This window comes from Chloroflexus sp. (assembly GCF_056331925.1).
Window position 1 is genome coordinate 7,829 of sequence record NZ_JBWGQH010000007.1, and the last position, 20,971, is coordinate 28,799.

General features: G+C 55.8%; 14 protein-coding genes. 9 read left to right on the forward strand and 5 right to left on the reverse strand.

The genetic code is table 11. The features are described 5' to 3' along the window. The first annotated feature begins 207 nt into the window (after positions 1-207). Together AC01ZF_RS05175 and AC01ZF_RS05180 are read left to right on the forward strand one after the other, a co-directional pair. Positions 208-1,026: an inositol monophosphatase family protein gene (locus AC01ZF_RS05175; RefSeq protein WP_424674364.1), complete on the forward strand. Its 819-nt coding sequence runs from the start codon at positions 208-210 to the stop codon at positions 1,024-1,026. A gap of 39 nt (positions 1,027-1,065) precedes the next feature. After that, a complete protein-coding gene (locus AC01ZF_RS05180) occupies positions 1,066-2,130 on the forward strand; it encodes an SPL family radical SAM protein (protein WP_424674363.1) in 1,065 nt (354 codons plus the stop codon). Here AC01ZF_RS05180 and rimI read toward each other — a convergent pair. Both rimI and AC01ZF_RS05190 read right to left on the reverse strand, forming a co-directional pair. Beyond that, a complete protein-coding gene (rimI, locus tag AC01ZF_RS05185; protein WP_476575179.1) occupies positions 2,085-2,747 on the reverse strand; it encodes a ribosomal protein S18-alanine N-acetyltransferase in 663 nt (220 codons plus the stop codon). The two genes, AC01ZF_RS05180 and rimI, sit on opposite strands and share 46 nt — an antisense overlap. 42 nt (positions 2,748-2,789) lie before the next feature. Continuing rightward, positions 2,790-3,617 carry a hypothetical protein gene (locus AC01ZF_RS05190; protein WP_424674362.1) on the reverse strand — a complete coding sequence of 276 codons (828 nt, stop codon included), beginning with the start codon at positions 3,615-3,617 and terminating at the stop codon, positions 2,790-2,792. 271 nt (positions 3,618-3,888) lie between these two features. Between AC01ZF_RS05190 and rny the strand changes: the two genes are divergently transcribed. The 6 genes from rny (at position 3,889) to AC01ZF_RS05220 (ending at position 10,462) form a co-directional block, all read left to right on the forward strand. After that, positions 3,889-5,421: a ribonuclease Y gene (gene rny / locus AC01ZF_RS05195; protein ID WP_424674361.1), complete on the forward strand. Its 1,533-nt coding sequence runs from the start codon at positions 3,889-3,891 to the stop codon at positions 5,419-5,421. 138 nt (positions 5,422-5,559) lie between these two features. Beyond that, positions 5,560-5,961 (forward strand): stage V sporulation protein S, encoded by a 402-nt coding sequence (locus AC01ZF_RS05200; RefSeq protein ID WP_476575180.1) that lies wholly within the window; start codon positions 5,560-5,562, stop codon positions 5,959-5,961. A gap of 85 nt (positions 5,962-6,046) precedes the next feature. Further along, positions 6,047-7,888: a DUF294 nucleotidyltransferase-like domain-containing protein gene (locus AC01ZF_RS05205; protein WP_476575181.1), complete on the forward strand. Its 1,842-nt coding sequence runs from the start codon at positions 6,047-6,049 to the stop codon at positions 7,886-7,888. Between the two features lie 19 nt (positions 7,889-7,907). Further along, positions 7,908-8,609, forward strand: coding sequence for a 3'-5' exonuclease (locus AC01ZF_RS05210; protein ID WP_424674359.1), 702 nt, complete (start codon positions 7,908-7,910; stop codon positions 8,607-8,609). Positions 8,610-9,000: 391 nt separating this feature from the next. Continuing rightward, the gene (locus AC01ZF_RS05215; protein WP_424674358.1) at positions 9,001-10,032 is read left to right on the forward strand and encodes a LacI family DNA-binding transcriptional regulator; all 1,032 of its coding nucleotides are present in this window, start codon (positions 9,001-9,003) and stop codon (positions 10,030-10,032) included. 127 nt (positions 10,033-10,159) lie between these two features. After that, complete coding sequence (locus AC01ZF_RS05220) at positions 10,160-10,462, forward strand: hypothetical protein (protein WP_424674357.1); 303 nt, start codon at positions 10,160-10,162, stop codon at positions 10,460-10,462. Between the two features lie 5 nt (positions 10,463-10,467). Here the strand turns inward: AC01ZF_RS05220 and AC01ZF_RS05225 are convergent, their stop codons facing one another. Then, positions 10,468-12,615 (reverse strand): DUF6345 domain-containing protein, encoded by a 2,148-nt coding sequence (locus AC01ZF_RS05225; protein WP_428112833.1) that lies wholly within the window; start codon positions 12,613-12,615, stop codon positions 10,468-10,470. A gap of 299 nt (positions 12,616-12,914) precedes the next feature. Between AC01ZF_RS05225 and acnA the strand changes: the two genes are divergently transcribed. Continuing rightward, complete coding sequence (gene acnA / locus AC01ZF_RS05230; protein ID WP_476575182.1) at positions 12,915-15,656, forward strand: aconitate hydratase AcnA; 2,742 nt, start codon at positions 12,915-12,917, stop codon at positions 15,654-15,656. A gap of 354 nt (positions 15,657-16,010) precedes the next feature. Here acnA and odhB read toward each other — a convergent pair whose 3' ends face one another. Beyond that, on the reverse strand, positions 16,011-17,348 hold the full coding sequence (gene odhB / locus AC01ZF_RS05235; RefSeq protein ID WP_476575183.1) for a 2-oxoglutarate dehydrogenase complex dihydrolipoyllysine-residue succinyltransferase: 1,338 nt from the start codon (positions 17,346-17,348) through the stop codon (positions 16,011-16,013). A gap of 105 nt (positions 17,349-17,453) precedes the next feature. Continuing rightward, positions 17,454-20,279 carry a 2-oxoglutarate dehydrogenase E1 component gene (locus tag AC01ZF_RS05240; protein WP_424674353.1) on the reverse strand — a complete coding sequence of 942 codons (2,826 nt, stop codon included), beginning with the start codon at positions 20,277-20,279 and terminating at the stop codon, positions 17,454-17,456. Positions 20,280-20,971 lie beyond the last annotated feature (692 nt).

Consider the following 20,971-nt stretch of genomic DNA (forward strand, 5'->3'; position numbering starts at 1 on the left):
TCCCCCCTTGTCATTTCGAGCGGAGCGAGAAATCATTGGAAGATGTCTCGCTGCGCTCGACATGACAGAGAGCGGGTGGTACGTTCCGCGCGCCATGTCAAGCTCGTGGGCGGGATCGGAGATGAGTTCCAATAACATCCTACCCACCAATTAGTATTACAATGAAGACGGTGCTCGTAACCGTATTATGATAAGGTTCATGCCAATATGCTAGATTTTGCCATTGATGTAGCCTATCGAGCCGGTGCTCTGATTCGGGCTGGAGCCGAACGTGAGATTACCTACGAACCTAAACAACACGCCGATGTTGTCACCGAAGTTGATCGGGCTAGTGAGGCTCTCATCGTTGGTGCGATCCGTTCTCGCTACCCTGACCATGCGATTATCGCCGAAGAAGGTAGCGGCGTTAGTATGTCTTCACCTTACACGTGGCTGATCGATCCACTCGATGGCACGCTCAACTTTCTCCATGGCTTGCCCATCTTTGCCGTCTCGATTGCCCTCCTTGCCTACAACGAACCGCTGCTTGGCGTGGTCTACGATCCTATGCACAACGAACTCTTCTATGCCGAACGTGGCAAGGGTGCATTTCTCAACGGTCGCCGTCTCCACGTCTCACGAACATCGGTGTTAGCCCGTAGTCTGTTGAGCAGTGGCTTACCGTATGATCGCTTTACACAGCCCGACAACAACTTGACCGAACTGACCTATCTGGCGATGCTGGTGCAAGATATTCGTCGGCCCGGCTCAGCCGCGCTCGATCTCTGTGCTGTTGCTGCCGGGCGTACCGATGGTCATTGGGAATTGGGTTTGAAGCCGTGGGATGTTGCTGCCGGTGGTTTGATTGCTCGTGAAGCCGGCGCAACCGTCACCGATTGGCAGGGTGGCGAGTGGCGCCCGCTCAGTGGTGATCGAATTGTGGCAACGAATGGCTTAATTCACGCCGAACTGTTGGCCGCGTTGGCCGCAGCGCGGCGTCAACGTGAGCAAAATCCGATGTCAGATACGATCTCGCCACGTTCATAACTATACCGCTGTGTCGTTGTTATTCCAGGTAATATACTCATGGCCTACTATCAGCGCGAAATTGCTCCGAACGTACCGCCGCTCAGCCCACGCCGTCCGCTCATCAACGAGTACTTTCTCTCGTCCTACACGATGAGCATCTATGCCGGCTGTGAGTTTGGCTGCCCGTATTGTGACAGTTGGGTCTATCACGAACGACCGCTCAACGAGACGATTGCCATCCCGGTCGACTTACCGCAGCGCCTTGCTGCCATCCTACCGACGATTGATCGTGGGGATTTGATTGCCATCAGTGCCTTGAGCGATCCCTATCAGCCCGCCGAAGAGACGTATCGGATCACGCGGCAGGTGTTGCAACTCTTTGCCGAGCATCGTCAGCCTTGTCTGGTGATGACGAAGAGTCCGCTCGTGCTTGAAGATCGTTCACTGTTACAGAAGATCAACGAGCAGAGTTTGGCAATCGTGGTCACGACGCTACTCACGCTCGATCAGCATTTGGCGACACGCATCGAGGCTCGTGCGCCGTCGCCCCAGTTACGCCTTGAACTGATTACCGAATTGAAGCGGGCCGGGATTCCGGTTGGGGTGGCGTTGGTACCGATTATGCCCTACGTCAACGATAGCAATCTCAATCTGCGCCGTGTATTGCACGCTTGCGCAACTGCCGGCGCCGATTTTGTGATTTGGGATTACCTACACATCTCGAACGAGCGCCATCGACATCGGATCAACGTGTTACTCAACCAGCTTGGTTCCTACCCGCCGCGTTACTACCGTGATATCTATCGCGATCAGGCAACGGTCAATCCGCTCTACCGACACGATCGCGACTACGAATTACTTCAGCGCTGCGACGAGCTAGGTTTAGCACCGCGCGCCCCTCATCATCTCTTTGCCGGCAAACTATCACCGCAGAACGAAGCTGCTTTGCTCTTGCGTCATACGGCTTTTCGTGATCGCGTCCAGGGGCGTGAGCGATTGGCTACGCTCCATCGGGAATTGGCCGACGCCGTCTACCGCGGCCGTATTCGGGCTGCCGATCTCCGGCAAAGCCCGCTCTACCCGACCATTGGCCCGCTGCTGGGATTATCAGCTACCGGCTGATCGGCTTGTTGGCGTAACCGTTCGTATAACTGACGACGCAACTCGCGCAACCGCTCTTTGAAACTGGTAGTTGTGATCGGGTCGGTCCACATGACCAGGGCGTCTTCTTGGTTATCGGTGTAGTAATTGGGGCGCTGACCGACGGGTCGGAATCCGTATTTGAGGTAGAGACGTTGTGCGGCGAGGTTACTCACACGCACTTCGAGCGAGAGATATTCGGCGTTCAACTCATACGCACCGTCGATCAAGGCATTGAGGAGCAGCTCACCGACACCACGGCGGCGGTGGATCGGCGCAACAGCAATGGTCGTAATATGACCACTACGTTCGTTCAGCCAAATCCCACCGTAGCCGGCAATCGGGGGGCGTGCAGTTGGTAAGAGGCTCACCAACCCGATCCGTTGCAGCATACGGACAAGCAACGGATAAGCGGTTGTGGCGGGTGAGCCGTTGGGGGGGCGGGTATCGGCACGGGCAACAACATAGCGGCATGACTGTCGGTTGCGGATCTCGCGGCGGTAGGTCTGGGCCGACCATGGTGCCATCTGACTCTGCCGCTCGATCTGCTGTACGGCGGGGATGTCATCTTCATCCATTGGTTCGATAAAGTAATACACCGCGCTTTACAACCTTTGCCGTTGCCTTGGCGGTTGGTTCGGTTAGGGTTGCAGCGGTCGCGCCGACTCGACAAAGAAAATACTCCGATACGCGCCATCACGACCAAAACCACCGCCGGTTTGGAAGGTACCGGTTACTTCGACTAACCCCCAGACAAAGCTATTGTTTGGCCCGATTGTCAGGGCCGCCGATTGATCGGGTGGAAATTGCTCAACCCAAATCGCACCACCGACCGGTTGCGGACTCGAACCGTCCTCTTCGGTCGAGATACCCTCGGCCAGCACATAGATGACCGAGTTCCAAAAATAATAAGCTTGCGTGGTGATCCGTTGCCCTTGGTATTGCTGCGGGTTACGCAGCAACTCAAAGAAAGAGACCTTATCAGGGCCGAGTGGCCGGTCGGTCAAGCGTTGTTCGATGCGACGGATCCGCTCGATTGGTTCGGCACTACTCACCATCAGTAAAAAGCGGTACGCACCGCCGGGGCCGTAGTTGCCACCGGCTTCAAACCGCCCACGCACACGGACAAAACCGTAGACACTATCACCGGGGCGGTGTAAGTGCTCGGTAACTTCTGCCGGAAATCCTTCGACCCAGATTGGTTCGCCGATTGGCTGAGCATCGAGACCGTTATCGAGCGTACTCACTCCTACCGCCAAGACGGCCAGCCCAGGATCGCCCGGGCGCCAAACGTATGCGCCATCGACGGTTACCTCACGACCGTTATAATCATCGGGTTTGGTCGTCAATTGTTGAACGTACAACGGTGTAGCGAACGCAGTACGATTACTTGCACACGTCGCCAATAACAGCAAACTCAGGAGCAGGATTAACAAGAGCAACGTGGCTCGCCAAAATGGACGTAGCATGCAATCACATCCTCCTCGGACGGTGTCACATAACCGATAGGGCATGCACAACAACGTGGTTGTCCATACATCTCCTCTGCGGGCGATTATAGCAGATGCGCCACTGCCCTTCAACTCTTGGTAAATGTCTTGACAGCCGGTACATCGATCAGTATGATGATGACTATCTAATGGATTAATGATCCATAGTTACAATATCTGTTCGCATACTGCCGGAAAAACACTGTTGCAAACCGGCGCATGCACATTAACAACTACATAGGAGGCTACCGTGACAGAGCTACTCTGGGCCGTCATTGCCCTCTTACTCGGGCTAGTTGGCGGTACAGGAATAGGTATCTGGTGGGCAAACAATGGCGCTAGCTCACTAGTACAACGCAAAGCTGCTGAAGCGCGACTATTAATTGAAGAGGCGCGGTCGCAGCAAAAAGAGATACTTTTGCAAGCCAAAGATGAGGCCTTACGGATTCGTAATGAAGCCGAAGCCGAGTTACGTGAATCGCGCCAAAGCTTGCAAAAACAAGAAGAGCGGCTGCAACGTAAAGAGGAAAATATCGATCGTAAGCTAGAGGGGATCGAACGCCGCGAGCGGTTGATCCAGCAACGCGAGCGCCAGATCGAGCAGTTAGCCCAAGAGGCTGAGCGGCTCAAACGACAACAAGCGCAAGAACTCGAGCGCATTTCCCAGTTGTCACGTGACGAAGCACGTTCGATTATTTTGGCCGAAGTAGAACGCGAAACCCGCGAAGATGCTGCTCGGCGCATCCGTGAACTCGAACAGCAGACCAAAGAAGAGGCCGATAAGATTGCCCGCAAAATTATCGGTTTGGCCATCCAACGCTGTGCGAGTGATTACGTTGCAGAAATGACCGTCTCAACGGTGAATCTGCCGAGTGAAGAATTGAAAGGACGCATTATCGGTCGTGAAGGCCGCAATATTCGTGCCTTTGAGCAGATCACCGGTGTTGATATTATTGTTGACGATACGCCTGAAGCAGTGACGCTCTCGTGTCACGATCCGGTCCGTCGTGAAGTGGCACGGGTAGCGCTGCTTAAGTTGCTGAAGGATGGTCGTATCCATCCGTCACGCATTGAGGAGGTGGTCCACAAGACGCAGCTTGAGATCGAACAGATTATGCGTGAAGAGGGTGAGCGCGTTGCCTACGAAGCAAACGTGCAAGGGCTGCACCCCGATCTGATCAAGCTGCTCGGTCGGTTGAAGTATCGTACCAGTTATGGGCAAAATGTGTTACAGCATTCACTTGAATGTGCCTTGTTGGCGGCGCACATGGCTGCCGAATTAGGGGCAAATGTAAATATCGCGAAGACGGCTGCCCTTTTGCACGACATCGGCAAGGCCGTCGATCATGAAGTACAAGGGCCGCATGCCCTTATCGGAGCAGAGATTGCGCGCCGGTTGGGCCGGTCACCGGCCATTGTGCATGCAATAGCGGCCCATCACTACGACGAAGAACCACAAACGGTTGAAGCATTTCTGGTGATTGCAGCCGATGCGATCTCCGGCGCACGCCCCGGTGCGCGTCGTGAGACGCTCGATCTCTATATCAAACGGCTTGAAGCACTAGAGACGGTAGCAACCTCATTCCCCGGTGTTCAACGGGCATTTGCCGTTCAAGCCGGTCGTGAGGTGCGTGTCATGGTGCAGCCCGATCAAATCGATGATCTGGGCAGCATCCATCTGGCTCGCAATGTGGCAAAGAAGATTGAAGAGAGTTTGCAGTATCCGGGCCAGATCAAAGTAACGATCATCCGTGAAACCCGCGCAGTCGATTATGCGCGGTGATCATATTCGGCTAAATTGCTCGAATTTGTGCAAAATCGGGGCAATTTGGCCTGCAAACCACGATACTGTGTGGTACAATTTCTTCACGCAGTTACTGTCGGCTATCAGGGTTCATGTACACGAGGAGGCTGCGCCGGTATGAGCCTGGCAACTCCGCCCGATGATGCGAGCCGTCTATCTACTCTTCACCAACAGGAGGAAGCTATGAGCAACGCCCAGCCGCTAGAACGGGCAGTCGGCGATAACAATGCGGCCACTCCCGCTCGTCAACAGCGCAGTGCCGAGGTCCTTAAGGTCTCGACCCGCTCGCGGCCGAGTGCCGTTGCCGGCGCTATTGCCGGTGTTATGCGCGAGAACGGTTCGGCTGAAGTGCAGTCAATTGGCGCCGGTGCGACCAATCAGGCAATTAAGGCCGTCGCTATTGCTCGTGCATATCTGAGCGAAGAGGGGATCGATATTGTCTGTATTCCGTCATTTATCGATGTCTCTATCGATGATGAGGAACGCACAGCGATTCGTCTCTTGATCGAACGCCGGTAGCCTCCTGTGTGGTTCCGTCGTCACCTGCGAGGCATCTCCAGTACGGAGATGCCTTTCTTGTATTCATATTCATGAGTGTGTCTGCATGGATGAGATCGCACGCTTTCTTCGCTCCTATCCTCCCTTCGATCGGCTTCCCGATCAGGTGGTAAGCCAGATTGCCGGCGAGTTGCAGATTGAGTTTGTCCGGGCTGGTCAGACGATCTTGACCCGCGGTGGTGAGCCGTCACAGTTTCTCTATATTGTGTGTAAGGGATCGGTTGATCTGCTGCGGAGCGGCGATCAAGTCGTCGATACCCTTGGTCCTGGTGAAGCGTTTGGTCATCCGTCGTTGATCCGTGGTCAGCCCCCGCTCGTCACGGTGCGCGCTCATACCGATACATTGCTCTATCTGCTGCCGGCGCCAATCTTTCACCGCCTGCGTGCCGAACAGCCACAGTTTGCCGCCTTTTTTGCCGCCTCTGTGATCGAGCGTCTTGGCTATGCCCTGCAGTTGCGGCAGGCCGAATCGAATCCGGCGCTGTTTCAAACCCGCCTGCGTGATCTGATCGCGCGCCCACCGGTTTCGATTAGCCCCGATGCGACTGTTGGTGAGGCCGCACGTTTGATGCGAGCCGAACGAATTTCTTCGTTGATCGTTGAACACGATCCGCTCGGTATTATTACCGACCGCGATCTGCGAAACCGTGTGCTGGCTGAAGGTTTGTCTGATGCGACACCTGTTCGCCGGGTGATGAGTGCGCCGGCAACGGTTATTTCAGCCGATGCTTTGGCATTTGAAGGCCTGTTGCTGATGCTCGAACGAGGTATCCACCATCTGCCGCTCGTTGATGGTGAACGGGTAGTGGGCGTGGTCACGCATACCGATATTCTGCGTCGCCAAAGTAATAGTCCGCTCTTTTTGCCTCGTTTACTGCAACGGGCGACATCACTGGCCGATCTACGCCGCTATACCGATCAGGTTGCCGAGGCGGTGATAACCCTGATAGATGCCGGGGCACGGGTGAGCGATATTGGTCGCGTGGTGGCCGTGGCCCACGATGCACTCTTACAACGCTTGTTGCACGATGCTGAGGCGCAGTTGGGTCCACCACCGGTGCCGTATGCGTGGCTCGTACTTGGCTCTGAGGGTCGCTATGAGCAAACCTTGCGTACCGATCAAGATAATGCACTGGTCTACGACGATGAAGCATCGCCAGAAGCAGTACTCTATTTTGAGCAACTGGCCGAGTTGGTAGTCGGCTGGCTGGTAGAGTGTGGTTTTCCCCGTTGCCCCGGTAATATCATGGCCACCAATCCAGAGTGGCGGCAGCCACTGTCGGTCTGGCAACGCTATTTTCGTCGCTGGATCGAGGTGCCCGATGAGGAGTCGTTACTGCGGATTGCTATCTTCTTCGATTATCGACAGGTGTATGGTACCTTGCCTGCTGAATCGATCTTGCGCACGATTACTCAGCATGCCGCCGATCATCGTATCTTTATGGCCCGCTTGGCACGAGCTGCTCTCCGTCAGCCTGCTCCGCTCACGTTTTTCCGGCAAGTAGCACTCGAACGCCGGGGGGAACAGCGTGATCTGCTCGATCTGAAGTTGCGTGGAACTGCAATGGTCGTTGATTTAGCACGTCTCTTTGGCCTTGAAGCCCATAGTAACGAGACAAATACGATTGCACGTCTACGTGCTGTTATGACAGCCGGTGTATTGAGCCGTGAAGATGGTGATAATCTGATTAGCGCGTTTGAGCTGCTCTCGACCCTGCGCTTGCAACACCAGCAACAGCAGATTGCTCAGGGGCTGCCGCCTGACAATCTCGTTAATTTTCACCAGCTTAGCCTGCGCGAACGACGTGAAGTCAAAGAGTCGTTGCAAGTAATTGCGTCGGTGCAGCGGGGTGTGGCGCTCATGTTCCAGACTGACCGGTTGGCGTGACGTCGGCACGGGAGAGACTATGCTTTCGTTTTGGTCACGCCTCTTTCAGCGCACGCCTCCCGCCGATTTTGTGCGCGCCTACGAAGCCTTTCCTGAGCCTGACCGGCGCTTGCCGTGGCGGGAAGTGCCGTATACGGTAATTGATGTTGAAACCACCGGCCTCGATCCGCGCCACGATGCGCTGATTGCGATTGGCGCCGTTAATGTTGAGAATGGGCGCGTCTTGTTGAAACAGACATGGCATTCGCTCATTCGCCCGCCACCCGATCGCGAGCCAAGCGTTGAGAGCATTCGTGTCCATCACCTCACCTCGGACGAGTTGCGCGATGCGCCGCCGCCGGAAGCGGTGCTCGCCGAGCTGTTACAGCGGATTGCTGGGCGGGTTCTGGTGGTGCATGTGGCCGAAATTGATGTGCGTTTCATCAACGCGGCGCTCAAACCGTTTGGCGGGCGCTTGCGCCGACCGATTCTCGATACGGCCCGTTTGGCGATGACCTTGCACCTCAATGCGCAGTGGTTGGGTGAACAGCCGCGTGATATGCCGGCGCCGGCGGTTGAGTTGCGTGGCTTGGCCAGCGCGCTAGGCTTGCCGGTCTATGCTCAACACAATGCGCTCAACGACGCAGTAACCACTGCCCAGTTGTTTATCGCCCAAGCGACGCTGCTGGCCGATCAGGGGCGCAATAATTTGGCCGGTTTGATTCGGGCCGGTGGGGTCTAATCGCACCGGTACGCACGCATCTATCGCCAACGACCGGTGTCCTCGCAAACCAGTCGTTGACTAAGCGTTTGCCTTCAATCGGCGACGCGGTGATGGTTGTGTTGTCCGTATCTTCATCATCAGGTTGAAGCCAATACCCTGTCTGTTGTCGGTTGGCACCGCCGTGGGAAGGTGCGCTTAAAGCGAGTTTCCGCTTGATACGACGGCGGTGCCTGCTACGGAGGATACCGTTCACTACGTTCGCCGTAGGTCTGATGATTATTCGTTCCAGCAACTATTGACAAGACTGTTATCATGCGGTAATCACTGCACACGCTTGACAGGATTGTTAATGGTGTGTTACAATGTAAAACGAATTAGTAATTCGTTTTACTATCAGGTAATACGGTCAATGGACGACCAATCTCGCTCAAAACGGAATCGCCCTCCGTCGATGTATGACGTAGCCCGACTGGCCGGGGTCTCACAGACGACGGTATCGTTTGTGGTGAACAACGTTGTCACCGCTTCGATTAGTCAAGAGACACGCGATCGAGTCTGGGCTGCGATCCATGCGCTCGGTTGGCGTCCCAACGCAATTGCGCGCGGTTTGCGTACTCGCCACTCACAAACCCTCGGTTTGATCTCTGATGAGGTGGTAACGTCACCATATGCAGTACGGATGATCCTTGGGGCACAAGAGGCGGCGTGGTCGGCCCGGCAGATGCTCCTGGTGATCAATACGAGTGGTCAGCACGATATTGAGCAGATGGCGTTGCAGTTTATGCTCGAACGGCGGGTAGAAGGGTTAATCTATGCGACCATGTACCACCATGAGGTGGTACCCCCACCCGATCTGGGTCCGGTGCCGATGGTGCTGGTGAACTGCTTTGTAGCCGATCGCTCACTGCCGGCGCTGATCCCCGATGAAGTACAGGGGGGCTACACCGCGACCGAGGCACTGATTAAGCGCGGTCATCGTCGGATTGCGTTTATCAATGAGATTATCCCAATGCCGGCGCTCTTTGGCCGGCTAGAAGGGTATCGGCAGGCGCTGGCCGATTATGGTTTACCGTTTGACCCAACCCTGGTGCGCAGTGTGCATTCGAATGCACAAGACGCCTTTGCCGCAACCCGTGCCTTGCTTGAATTAGCTGAACGTCCGACGGCTATCTTCTGTTTTAACGATAAGATGGCAATGGGAGCCTATGACGCGATCAAGCGTTTGGGATTACGCATTCCACAAGATGTAGCCGTGGTAGGGTTCGATAATCTTGAGCTGATCGCTGCTCAGCTTTACCCACCGCTGACTACCGTCGAGCTACCCCATTACGAAATGGGACGACGGGCAGTAGAGATGCTACAAACCTTACCGGCAGGTGAGACGTTGCCACCGATCCAGCACTATATCCCCTGTCCATTAATTGAACGGGCGTCAATCTAGTGCGAGTAGCCGTTCGTTGCCCGGCGATGCTTCGGCAACGTGAAGATAGGTGGAGGAGGTGCTATTGTAGCAGCTACATTAAGGTAATCGTTAGGATGACCGCTAGGCTGTGAAAGGAGTAAGTACAATGTCACGTTCGCGGATGACTTTGTTTGTAATGCTGATGACCGTTGCCAGCTTAGTACTGGCGGCGTGTGGCGGTGAATCGACGGCTCAACCGACGCAACCTGCCGGTAGCGAGCAGACGGGACAGACGACCGGCGAAAAGAAGCGGGTAACGATCCTCGGTGCGTTTGGTGGCGGTGAGGCCGATGCCTTCGAGGAGGTAATCAAGGTTTTTGAGGCAGCTAATCCAGATATCGATGTGGTCTACACCGGCGTCAATGGGAGATGGCCGATATTTGGGTATGACGCACTGCGTTACGCCTGACCGGATCAGAACTCCCACCACACCCAGTGATACGAAACGACCGGTAGTGGTCGTGATGGCATCCCAACGCCAGGTTTGGGTAGCTTGTCGTTCACAGGATTGACCGTTGCGCTACGGGCATAGACGTAGGCTGGCTTACCGGCATGCATATCAAACGCCGTCTTGACCCACGCCTGGGCGATGGTTAACTGTGCCCATGGGAAATCGATGCCGAGAAATGAAGGCATTTTCATATTCGCCACTAAGTTGCCGCCAAAAGCGACGTCAGCCATATTGCTGTTGAAACCGAGTAGCATATGGGCGCCTTGGAAGGCGTTGAACCATTTGCGGATCGGTTCGTTACCCGGTGTATACCCTTGTACGCGCAGTGTTTGGCACGACGCGAACCCGACCCAGCGCAGATTTTGGTAACGGGCGTTGTTGCCACTAAACCACGTACTATCTTGGTTCGAGGCCATTACAATGCCGCCCGGACCGCCGTGCCCGGCGTAGTACACGAATGCGGCCCGATCAACTCCTAACGTACTATCGATCCCACCCAAACTGACATCACGCCAATCACGTTCCCAAGCACTCGCATTCGTCCAGTGGAAGCGTTGGGTGTAGCCGTACCCTAACATCCCGCTGCGAAAACCGGTTACATCCGGGATCACGCCCGGTAGGTCAGAGCCACCTGCGCCATAGGGCGGGTAGTCCCAGTTGCCTTCGACCCCAAAGGTGTGGGTGGAGGAAGATTGGGCGAGTTCTACCGCCAGCAGTGTAGCAGTCGCAGCAGTGCTATTACCACTTTGCAAAATAGCAGGTACATAAATGAAGCGATAATCGGGGGTGATACTAATGCTTGCCTCACGCTGCACACCATTGGCGTCGATCACGCGCAAGATGATGGTCACCGCATCCGGTGTTGTTTCACGCAGCGCAGCCGGCAAGGTTGTCGAATGGCTAACTGAGCCGGGGGTATTCAGCGTGGCCGGGTCGCTCAGCGGTGTTTCGTCGCCAAGGAGCCACTGGTAGGTGTAGGGCGCTGTGCCGTTGGCGATAGTGCCTGTGAGACTGATCGAACCGTTCGGTGGGAACGAGCTACCGTTGGTCGGTGCCGTGATAGTGACGGTTGGGCTGAAACTGCTCGTGCTATCGTCAACCAACGGGATTGTGAACGAGCGGAGAACGATCACTTCGCCGGTGGATAATGTCACGGTAACATCGTCGAACATAGCTTCTGGTTCGAGGAAGGTCTGCTCAAACGAAGCATCATCGACCATATACATCAGTACCGGTTCGGGTACATTGATGTCCGTCGCATCTGGATAGCTGGCGCGCACCAGTGTCTCAACCTCATTCCGCACATCGTTCAAGCTACGTACCGGTACGGTACCGCGAAACTCTAGCGTGCGCCTGTAAAAGGGCATAGCTACCGCTGTGAGACCGGGAACGGTGCTGTCGAGCGAGTCGCTATTGCTTTGGGCGAGACTGACATCGGTAGTCGTGAACAGGAGAGAGATATGACCACCGGCACCACCGATGGGAATAAACTGTCCATTGTTCACAAAACCAAACGGCACTTCCACCACCACACCAACGATTGTTTCGGTAACTTGACCTAAGCCGGCACCGTTGACGGTGGATTGCGCAGCGCGAATGAGCGTTGTACGCCCGAAGTCCTTGGTTGCGTTGCAGATTTCCGGCATTGACGGTAACCGCACCGGATAGTTGCTCTGACCATTACCGGCAAGCGTGCCATCACGGCTGACAAAATTGTTGTTAACGAGGAATTGACACGCGAATCGCTTCGCTACCTCAACATCGACTGTCCCTGCCGGTGTTTCGCGGCCTAAGCCATCAATATCGTAAGCGAAGAAACCTCCCGATGCTTCGTATTGTGTCAACACCGTGCGGTTTTGCTCGTTCAGGCGAAAGAATCGATTCTTCCCACGAAACTCATCTTGACCAGACGGAGCGGCGCGACCGATACCTTCGAGCACTCCACCCAACTGCTGCGTTGTGTCATTGTTGGTTGCAATTTTGGTGAGGCTAAAGACCGGCAACTGTAACTGCGACTGTGCTGGAGCGGGCGTCACCGGCCAGAGTACAATGATGATCAATGTGATGACTAACAATCCCGCCCACGGTTGCATTCGAACGCCAGGTTGCATTTTCTCCTCCTTTGTAAACGAAGGCACCTTACCTGAACTGTACCGGGGGGGAATGAGAGAGAAGAGTGAGGTTTCAGGTTGGTATCATCTTAAACGTAGATCCTAACAGAATTGATCAACCATTGGTACTACCTTTTGTGACCCGAAAATAGCTCATTCGGATATAATTCCGACAGTACATCCACCTTTTGCACTGTTTGTGCAACAAATCGCAACATTGTGATTATTCGTGCTATAATCGCTCTACCACAACATGGAACGGCCTTCCGTTGCAGGTAATCAACTGAAGGAGAGAAACGATGACCAACAGTTTCGGTGCTCGCGCGACCTTGACGGTCGATGAGCGCATGTATGAAATCTACCGCCTGGACGCTCTAACCAACCACGGTGTCAATCTCACTCGCTTACCCTACTCGTTACGGATTTTGCTCGAAAATCTGCTCCGCCATGAGGATGGTCGTACCGTCACCGCCGATGATATTTTAGCTTTGGCGCATTGGCAACCGCAGGCTGAACCTGATCGGGAAGTAGCCTTTATGCCGGCGCGCGTGATTTTGCAAGACTTCACCGGTGTGCCGTGCGTGGTCGATCTGGCGGCGATGCGCGATGCGATGGCCGAGTTGGGTGGCGATCCGCGCCGAATTAATCCGTTGCAGCCGGTCGAGCTGGTCATCGACCACTCGGTGCAGGTCGATGCCTATGGCTCTGAAGCGGCGCTGCTGATCAATAAAGACCTTGAGTTCCAGCGCAATGTCGAGCGGTATGCGTTCTTGCGCTGGGGGCAGACGGCATTTGATAATTTCAAGGTGGTGCCGCCCGGTAACGGGATTGTCCACCAGGTGAACCTTGAATATCTGGCCCGTGTGGTCTTCACCAGCGACGAGAACCCGCGTGCGAGTGGACCGGTACAAGCCTATCCCGATACGCTGGTCGGTACTGACTCACATACCACGATGATCAACGGGCTTGGCGTGCTGGGTTGGGGTGTTGGTGGTATCGAAGCTGAGGCGGCGATGCTCGGTCAGCCCCTCTCGATGTTAATCCCACAGGTAGTTGGCTTTAAGCTGACCGGTCGTTTGCGCGAGGGTGCGACGGCGACCGATCTGGTACTCACCGTCACCCAGATGTTACGTAAGCTAGGAGTCGTCGGCAAGTTTGTCGAGTTCTTTGGTCCCGGTTTGGCTAATCTGCCACTGGCCGACCGAGCGACCATCGCTAATATGGCTCCCGAATACGGTGCAACCTGCGGTATCTTCCCGGTGGATGAGGAGACGCTCCGCTATTTGCGCTTCTCGGGACGCAGTGAGGAGCGGGTGCGCTTGGTCGAGGCCTACTTCAAGGAGCAGGGTCTCTTCCACGATGAGCATACGCCTGAGGCTGAGTATTCGACAGTTCTTGAGCTGGATCTCGCCAGTGTTGAGCCGAGTGTCGCCGGTCCCAAACGACCCGAAGGTCGCGTGCCACTGACCGATGTTAACCGTACCTTCCATCTGGCCGTGCCGACGATTATCAATCCGTCTCAACCTGATACAGCGCTCTCGGCAGCCGATTTTGCCGCTACCGCCGTGGAAGTCCCCGGTGCCGGTTATAAGCTGCACCACGGTTCCGTGGTGATCGCTGCCATTACCTCCTGCACCAATACCTCCAACCCATCGGTGATGGTGGCGGCTGGGCTGTTGGCGAAGAAGGCGGTCGAAGCCGGTCTCACCGTGAAGCCGTGGGTGAAGACGTCGCTGGCCCCCGGCTCGAAAGTGGTGACGGAATACCTCGCCAATGCCGGTCTGCTACCGTACCTCGAAGCGCTCCGCTTCCACGTCGTTGGTTATGGCTGTACCACGTGTATTGGTAACTCTGGTCCGTTGGCGCCGGAGATTAGCCAGACAATCGAGCAAGCCGGTCTGGTGGCGGTTTCCGTGCTCTCCGGTAACCGTAACTTCGAGGGTCGCGTGCAGCAAGATGTAAAGGCGAACTATCTGATGTCACCGCCGTTGGTGGTGGCTTATGCCATTGCCGGTCGGATCGATATCGATCTAGACAAGGAGCCATTGGGAATTGGTAAGGATGGTCAGCCGGTCTATTTGCGCGATATTTGGCCAGCACAAGCTGAGGTACAGCAGACGATTGAAACGGCGATTCAATCCGAGATGTATCGTCGCTCGTATGCCAGCATCTTTGTAGGTGATGAGCGCTGGGAGAATATTCCGGTACCGGCTGGCGACCGCTTTGTGTGGGATCCCAACAGCACCTATGTTCGCCGTCCGACCTATTTCGACCAGATGAGTCCGACGCCACCTGAGCGGGTAGCCGAGATTCACGGGGCACGGGTTCTAGCATTCCTGGGTGATAGCATTACAACCGACCATATCAGCCCCGCCGGAAGCATTAAGGTCAATTCACCTGCCGGTAAGTATCTGATTGAACACGGCGTAGCACCGGCTGATTTCAATAGCTATGGTGCGCGGCGCGGTAACCACGAGGTGATGGTACGCGGTACCTTCGCCAATATCCGTCTCCGCAACAAGTTGGCGCCGGGAACTGAGGGTGGTTTTACCACTTACCTGCCTACTGGCGAGGTGATGACGATCTACGATGCGGCGATGCGCTATCAGGCTGATGGTACGCCGCTGATCGTGATTGCCGGTAAGGAGTACGGTAACGGCTCGTCACGCGACTGGGCGGCGAAAGGGCCATATTTACAGGGGGTCAAGGCGGTCATTGCCGAGAGTTTCGAGCGCATCCACCGCTCGAATCTGGTCGGGATGGGAATTGTTCCACTCCAGTTTATGCCCGGTGAGAGTGCAGCGAGCCTTGGCTTGACCGGTCACGAAATCTATGATGTGATCGGTCTGGCCGATGCGATTGCCAGTGGCTTCGCCAATGGCCGCATCCTCACCGTGCGCGCCACTGCTGCTGACGGTACCGTGCGCGAGTTCCAGACCCGTGCTCGGATTGATACGCCGCAAGAAGTCGAGTACTATCGCCACGGCGGTATCTTGCAGTACGTGCTGCGCCAGTTGCTGGCCGAAGATCGCCAAGGCTAAGCTCGCCGCATAGCAGGGCCCCACCCCTAATCCCTCCCCCAACGGGGGAGGGGCGCACCCTTACCCCCAATCTCCTCTCCCATTGGCGCGGGAGAGGGTTATTATGATGTTTCGCTCAATCAGTGCCTGTCGCGAAGACAGGCAGATTTCTCTCTCCCGCCGTCAGGTGGAAGCGGTGGTTGGGGGTGAGGGCATCAACGCAAAGGCGCAAAGGCGCAAAGGCGCAAAGGCGCAAAGGTGCAAAGGCGCAAAGGCGCAAAGCAGCGCAGAGAGCATCAAGGGATTGGGGATGGTGATCATCCTCCGCGCCCCTTGCACCCTCTGCGGTAAAAAAACCTCCCCCCAGCTAATGCCTTACCCCTCTAGCAGCAACGCTTCCGGATCCTCAATCAACTCCTTCACCTTGACGAGGAAGCGCACGGCGGTGCTCCCATCGATCAGGCGGTGGTCGTAGCTGAGGGCGATGTACATCATCGGGCGAATAACGATTTGCCCATTAACCACGACCGGTCGCTCCTCGATCTTGTGCATGCCGAGGATCCCGACTTGCGGTGCATTGAGGATTGGCGTACTCATCAACGAGCCGTAGACACCGCCGTTCGTGATCGTGAACGTGCCCCCCTGCAACTCGGCAAGGCTCAGCGTGCCCTCGCGCGCCTTCTTCGCCAATTGTGCGATCTCGCGCTCGATCTGCGCGAATGTCTTGCGGTCAGCATCGCGCACGACCGGCACCACCAAGCCTTCATCCACCCCAACGGCGATCCCGATGTCGTAGTAGTACTTGATCACAACCTCTTCGCCCTGAATCTCGGCGTTGACCATCGGGAAGGCTTTGAGCGCACCGACAACAGCTTTGGTGAAGAACGACATATAGCCAAGGCTAACCCCGTGCCGCTCTTTAAACGAGTCCTTGTGACGAGCACGTAGGGCCATCACGGCACTCATATCCACCTCGTTAAAGGTGGTCAGCATCGCCGCGGTATGCTGCGCCTCAACCAAACGACGTGCGATGGTCAAGCGCCGACGGCTCAGACGTTGCCGCTCTTCACGTCGGTCGCCATTGGTTGTCATCACCGGTGTGGCAGGCGGGGGTGTAGGCCGCGGTGGGGTAACCGTAGCCGGTGGCGGGGTGGTCGGAGCCGGTGGCGACGTTGGCTGCGGTGGCGCTGTCTCGATCACCGCCGGGGTCGGATGGCTAACCTTCATCCGCGCCTCGTCAGCTTTGGCTACGGCCTCACTTGGTCCCGTACCTGAAACGAGTCGCATAATGTCTTCTTTTGTTACCCGTCCGCCGGGGCCGGTTCCCTGCACGGTGCGCAAATCAATGGCATGTTCAGCAGCCATCCGCTGCGCTACCGGTGTCGCCAAGACTTCATCGGTGGCCGGCGCTGCTGCCGGTGTTGGAGCCGGGGTGGCCGGCGCCGCTGCCGGGATCGGCGAAGGCTTAGATAGGGCGCCTGCTTCAATTGTACCAAGCAGATCACCAATCGCAACCGTAGTTCCTTCGGGGCTGGCAATGCTCACCAACACCCCGCTCTGATCGGCGGCTACCTCAAGGTTCACCTTGTCGGTCTCTAATTCGACGACCGGTTCGCCGATTGCAACTGCTTCGCCTTCACGCTTCAACCAGCGTGCGACCGTCGCCTCGACAATCGATTCACCGAGCGACGGCACTCGAATTTCATATGCCATGCCGCAACCTACCTTGTGTACAGATCAAACGAGCGCAACGTTTCTTATGCTCCTACGTTGAACCAACGAAGTAGAAAACTACTCTCTGCACTACGTTCCGTCAGATCAGCGGATCACCGTCTCGTGACCGGTTGTTGCCGGTGTAGTTACTTCGGGCAGATTGGCCACTGCTTCACGCAAAATACGCGCCTGTTCACGCACGTGAATGCTGTGGAGACCCTCAGCCGGGCTGGACGATTCGGCTCGGCCAACGTAGTGTAATGTAACACCGGTTGGCAAGAGCGCCTGCAATCGCGGCCAGACGAACGTCCAAGCGCCCATATTCTGCGGTTCTTCTTGCAACCACACCACTTCACGCAGATTCGGATAGCGCCGGATCGCAGCTTGCACCTCCTCCGCCGGGAAAGGATACAACAGTTCGAGCCGGAGCAAATCGGCGCGCCCAGCAGTCTTTTCCCATTCGGCGCTAGAGATGAGGTCGATCGCCACCTTACCCGAACACAGGATGAGGCGGGTGACTCCTTCGGGGGCCGGTGCGTCAGCACCCAATCCCAACACCGGCTGGAAGCGCAGATCGGTCAGATCGCGCAACGACGAACTACTGCGCGGATGACGTAACAAGCTCTTGGGAGTGAGAATGATCAGCGGCTTGGGATCGGCGTAGAGTGAAGCAGCCTGATAGCGTAGCAGATGGAAGTACTGGGCCGCCGTCGTGCAGTTGGCAATGCGAATATTATCGTTAGCCGCCAGTTGCAAGAAACGCTCGAGGCGGGCGCTCGAGTGTTCGGGGCCTTGACCCTCGTAGCCGTGTGGTAAGAGCATCACGAGGGAAGGATTTTGCCCCCATTTGGCGTGTCCGCTAACGATAAACTGATCGATAATCACCTGAGCACCATTGGCAAAATCGCCAAACTGCGCTTCCCACAGCACCAGCGTATCCGGTGCATGGCAGCTATACCCATACTCAAAGCCCAGCACCGATGCTTCCGAGAGGGGGCTGTTGTACACTGCAAAGGAAGCACGTGCCTGTGGAATAGCGTGCAACGGGATGAAACGCTCACCGGTAACGACATCGTGCAGGACTGCATGACGGTGGCTAAAGGTACCGCGTTCGCTGTCTTGGCCGGTCAGTCGAATCGGTGTTCCATCGGCGAGGATGCTGGCAAAAGCCAATGCCTCGGCATGCCCCCAATCGATGCCATTTTCTTCATAGATCGCCTGGCGGCGGCGTTGCAGCATACGTTCGAGTTTGGGGTGAACGGTAAAGCCTTCAGGCCGATCTAGCAACGCCTCATTCAACTCGATCAGCGTTTTTGCCGAGACCGGACGAGCAAAAATCGGTGAGCGACGTGGCGGCAGTGAGTTAGCGGGCGAAGATGCCGGTGGTAGCTCGGCAGCCAATCGCTGTCGTTCGCGCACCTTATCAAACGCTTGCTGTAACTTATTCATCACTGCATTAACCCGTGCCTGCGCCTCTTCGCGGGTAATAATCCCGCGCCGCTCTAGCTCACGCGCCCAAATCTCACGCACTGTTGGGTGATTGCGGATGCGCTCGTACATCTTGGGCTGAGTAAACTCCGGCTCATCACCCTCATTATGTCCCCAGCGTCGGTAACCGACGAGATCGATCAAAAAATCCTTCTGGAATTTCTCGCGATAGGCTGACGCCATACGGGCAGCAGCGATACAGGCTTCCACATCATCGGCATTGACGTGTACCACTGGGATTTCAAGCCCACGGGCCAGATCGCTGGCATAGAGGGTTGAGCGCGAGTCGCTGCTGTCGGTCGTAAAGCCAATCTGATTATTGATAATGATGTGGATCGTACCGCCGATGTGGTAGCCCTTCAGACGCGAGAGGTTAAGTGTCTCGGCGACAATACCTTGGCCGGGGAACGCGGCATCACCGTGGATCAGGATGGCGAGCGACTCCTTCTCGTCCTCTTCAGGGAAGCCGGGGCGATGGCGTCGTTCTTGAGCAGCGCGAGCGCGTCCCTCGACCACCGGGTTGATAAACTCAAGATGACTGGGGTTGGGTACCAACGTGATCGGCATTTCGGCAATCCCGCTCTCGCGGTAAGCCTTGCGTGCGCCAAGGTGATACTTCACATCACCACTCCAACCTTCATACGTATCTTTGGTGTAATCGGGCGAGTGAAACTCGGTCAAAATCAGAGAATACGGTTTGCCGAGGATGTGGGCCAGTACATTAAGCCGACCACGGTGGGCCATTCCGATAACAACCTCTTTGGTGCCGGCCGCAGCAGCGTTGCGAATAATCGCATCGATCATCGGGATGAGCATATCGCATCCCTCGATCGAAAACCGCTTTTGGCCGGGAAACGTCTTGTGCAAAAAGCGCTCGAATGTCTCTACTTCGGTCAGGCGGTCGAGCAATTCCCGCTGACGATCGGCATCAAGTCCACCAAAGAAGCGCCGATCTTCAGCCGCTTCACGGATCCACGCCCGTTCACGGTAATCTTGGATTTGATCGGTCTCGTAGCCGATGGAACCAGAGTATGCCTGTCGTAATCGTTCGACACCTTCAGCCGCGTTACGCACTTGGCTTGCGATCGGGCCACGCACAATGTGGGCCGGTAACGCTGCAAGATCGGCCTGGGTCACCCCGTGCGTTGCCAGCTCCAGGCCGGGATCGCCGGGTGGGTCGCTACCGAGTGGGTCAATTCGAGCGGCTAGATGTCCCAACTCCCGAATGTAGCGGATCAAACGGGCCGCACCAACGATCCGGGTAACGTCAAGAGGTGGTTGTCCGTCCCGTGTCTCCGAGGAGGCGATCTCATCGGGTGGTGTCCATTGCGCAAAAAAGGCCCGTGTTGCTTCATCAACCGAGTTGGGATCGGCACAGTACCGCTCGTACAGTTCGAGCAGATAACCGGCATTGGGGCCGTAGAAACCGTTCCATTCCTTCATGCCTCGCCTGCTCCTTACCTAATTTGTTATGAAAGTCACAAATAATAACGGCAAGACAGCGCTGCGCGCTATAATTTCTGCTGTATTGTACCATGTTGGCTGCGCAGCGTTTCAAGGCAAAAAGAAAACGATGCGACCTTCAAGTCGCATCGTTTGTTAGGTTGGCATTCAAAAAACGTTACAACCCTGCTATTGCATTGCAGCCTGCAGCGACGGCAAACATCACGCCGATTGTAATGAAAACTGCAATACCTTGGGCCAGGCGGTAGGACATGTTAGACCGATTTGCCGTTTGCCGGACGAAAGTTATGTGCTCTTGTTGCATTGTTGCCTCACTTGTATGCATCCTGACCGATATAGTAATCATATTTACTTGATATAACTATCGGCTAGGGAGAATGATCACCAACTATCGGGAAGATTCACCCATGCGCCGTTCCCGTTCCAAAAATTCTGCAAAAATGTTACCGTTCTGATAGTTCTCGTTAGCTATAATTTGGGCAGAGGAGCTAGCCCTCGTCTTTAAAGGGGCGTTTTTGTGGATACCTTCCTCCTGAGAAAGCGGCGAAGCTACTCAGTGTTACTGGCACGACAAGACACCAACGGGTGTGTGAAAGGCGATTGATGTCGGTTACACGAATGGACTGTCATCGTCGCTGCCGCTGCGCGCGGCTGATGAGCGACGCAAGGCA

Excerpts from the sequence above, each read along its gene's own strand:
- AC01ZF_RS05175 (WP_424674364.1), top strand. The coding sequence starts at position 208 with ATGCTAGATTTTGCCATTGATGTAGCCTATCGAGCCGGTGCTCTGATT.
- AC01ZF_RS05180 (WP_424674363.1), top strand. The coding sequence starts at position 1,066 with ATGGCCTACTATCAGCGCGAAATTGCTCCGAACGTACCGCCGCTCAGC.
- AC01ZF_RS05190 (WP_424674362.1), bottom strand. The coding sequence starts at position 3,617 with ATGCTACGTCCATTTTGGCGAGCCACGTTGCTCTTGTTAATCCTGCTC.
- AC01ZF_RS05200 (WP_476575180.1), top strand. The coding sequence starts at position 5,560 with ATGAGCCTGGCAACTCCGCCCGATGATGCGAGCCGTCTATCTACTCTT.
- AC01ZF_RS05205 (WP_476575181.1), top strand. The coding sequence starts at position 6,047 with ATGGATGAGATCGCACGCTTTCTTCGCTCCTATCCTCCCTTCGATCGG.
- AC01ZF_RS05210 (WP_424674359.1), top strand. The coding sequence starts at position 7,908 with ATGCTTTCGTTTTGGTCACGCCTCTTTCAGCGCACGCCTCCCGCCGAT.
- AC01ZF_RS05215 (WP_424674358.1), top strand. The coding sequence starts at position 9,001 with ATGGACGACCAATCTCGCTCAAAACGGAATCGCCCTCCGTCGATGTAT.
- AC01ZF_RS05220 (WP_424674357.1), top strand. The coding sequence starts at position 10,160 with ATGTCACGTTCGCGGATGACTTTGTTTGTAATGCTGATGACCGTTGCC.
- AC01ZF_RS05225 (WP_428112833.1), bottom strand. The coding sequence starts at position 12,615 with ATGCAACCTGGCGTTCGAATGCAACCGTGGGCGGGATTGTTAGTCATC.
- acnA (WP_476575182.1), top strand. The coding sequence starts at position 12,915 with ATGACCAACAGTTTCGGTGCTCGCGCGACCTTGACGGTCGATGAGCGC.
- odhB (WP_476575183.1), bottom strand. The coding sequence starts at position 17,348 with ATGGCATATGAAATTCGAGTGCCGTCGCTCGGTGAATCGATTGTCGAG.
- AC01ZF_RS05240 (WP_424674353.1), bottom strand. The coding sequence starts at position 20,279 with ATGAAGGAATGGAACGGTTTCTACGGCCCCAATGCCGGTTATCTGCTC.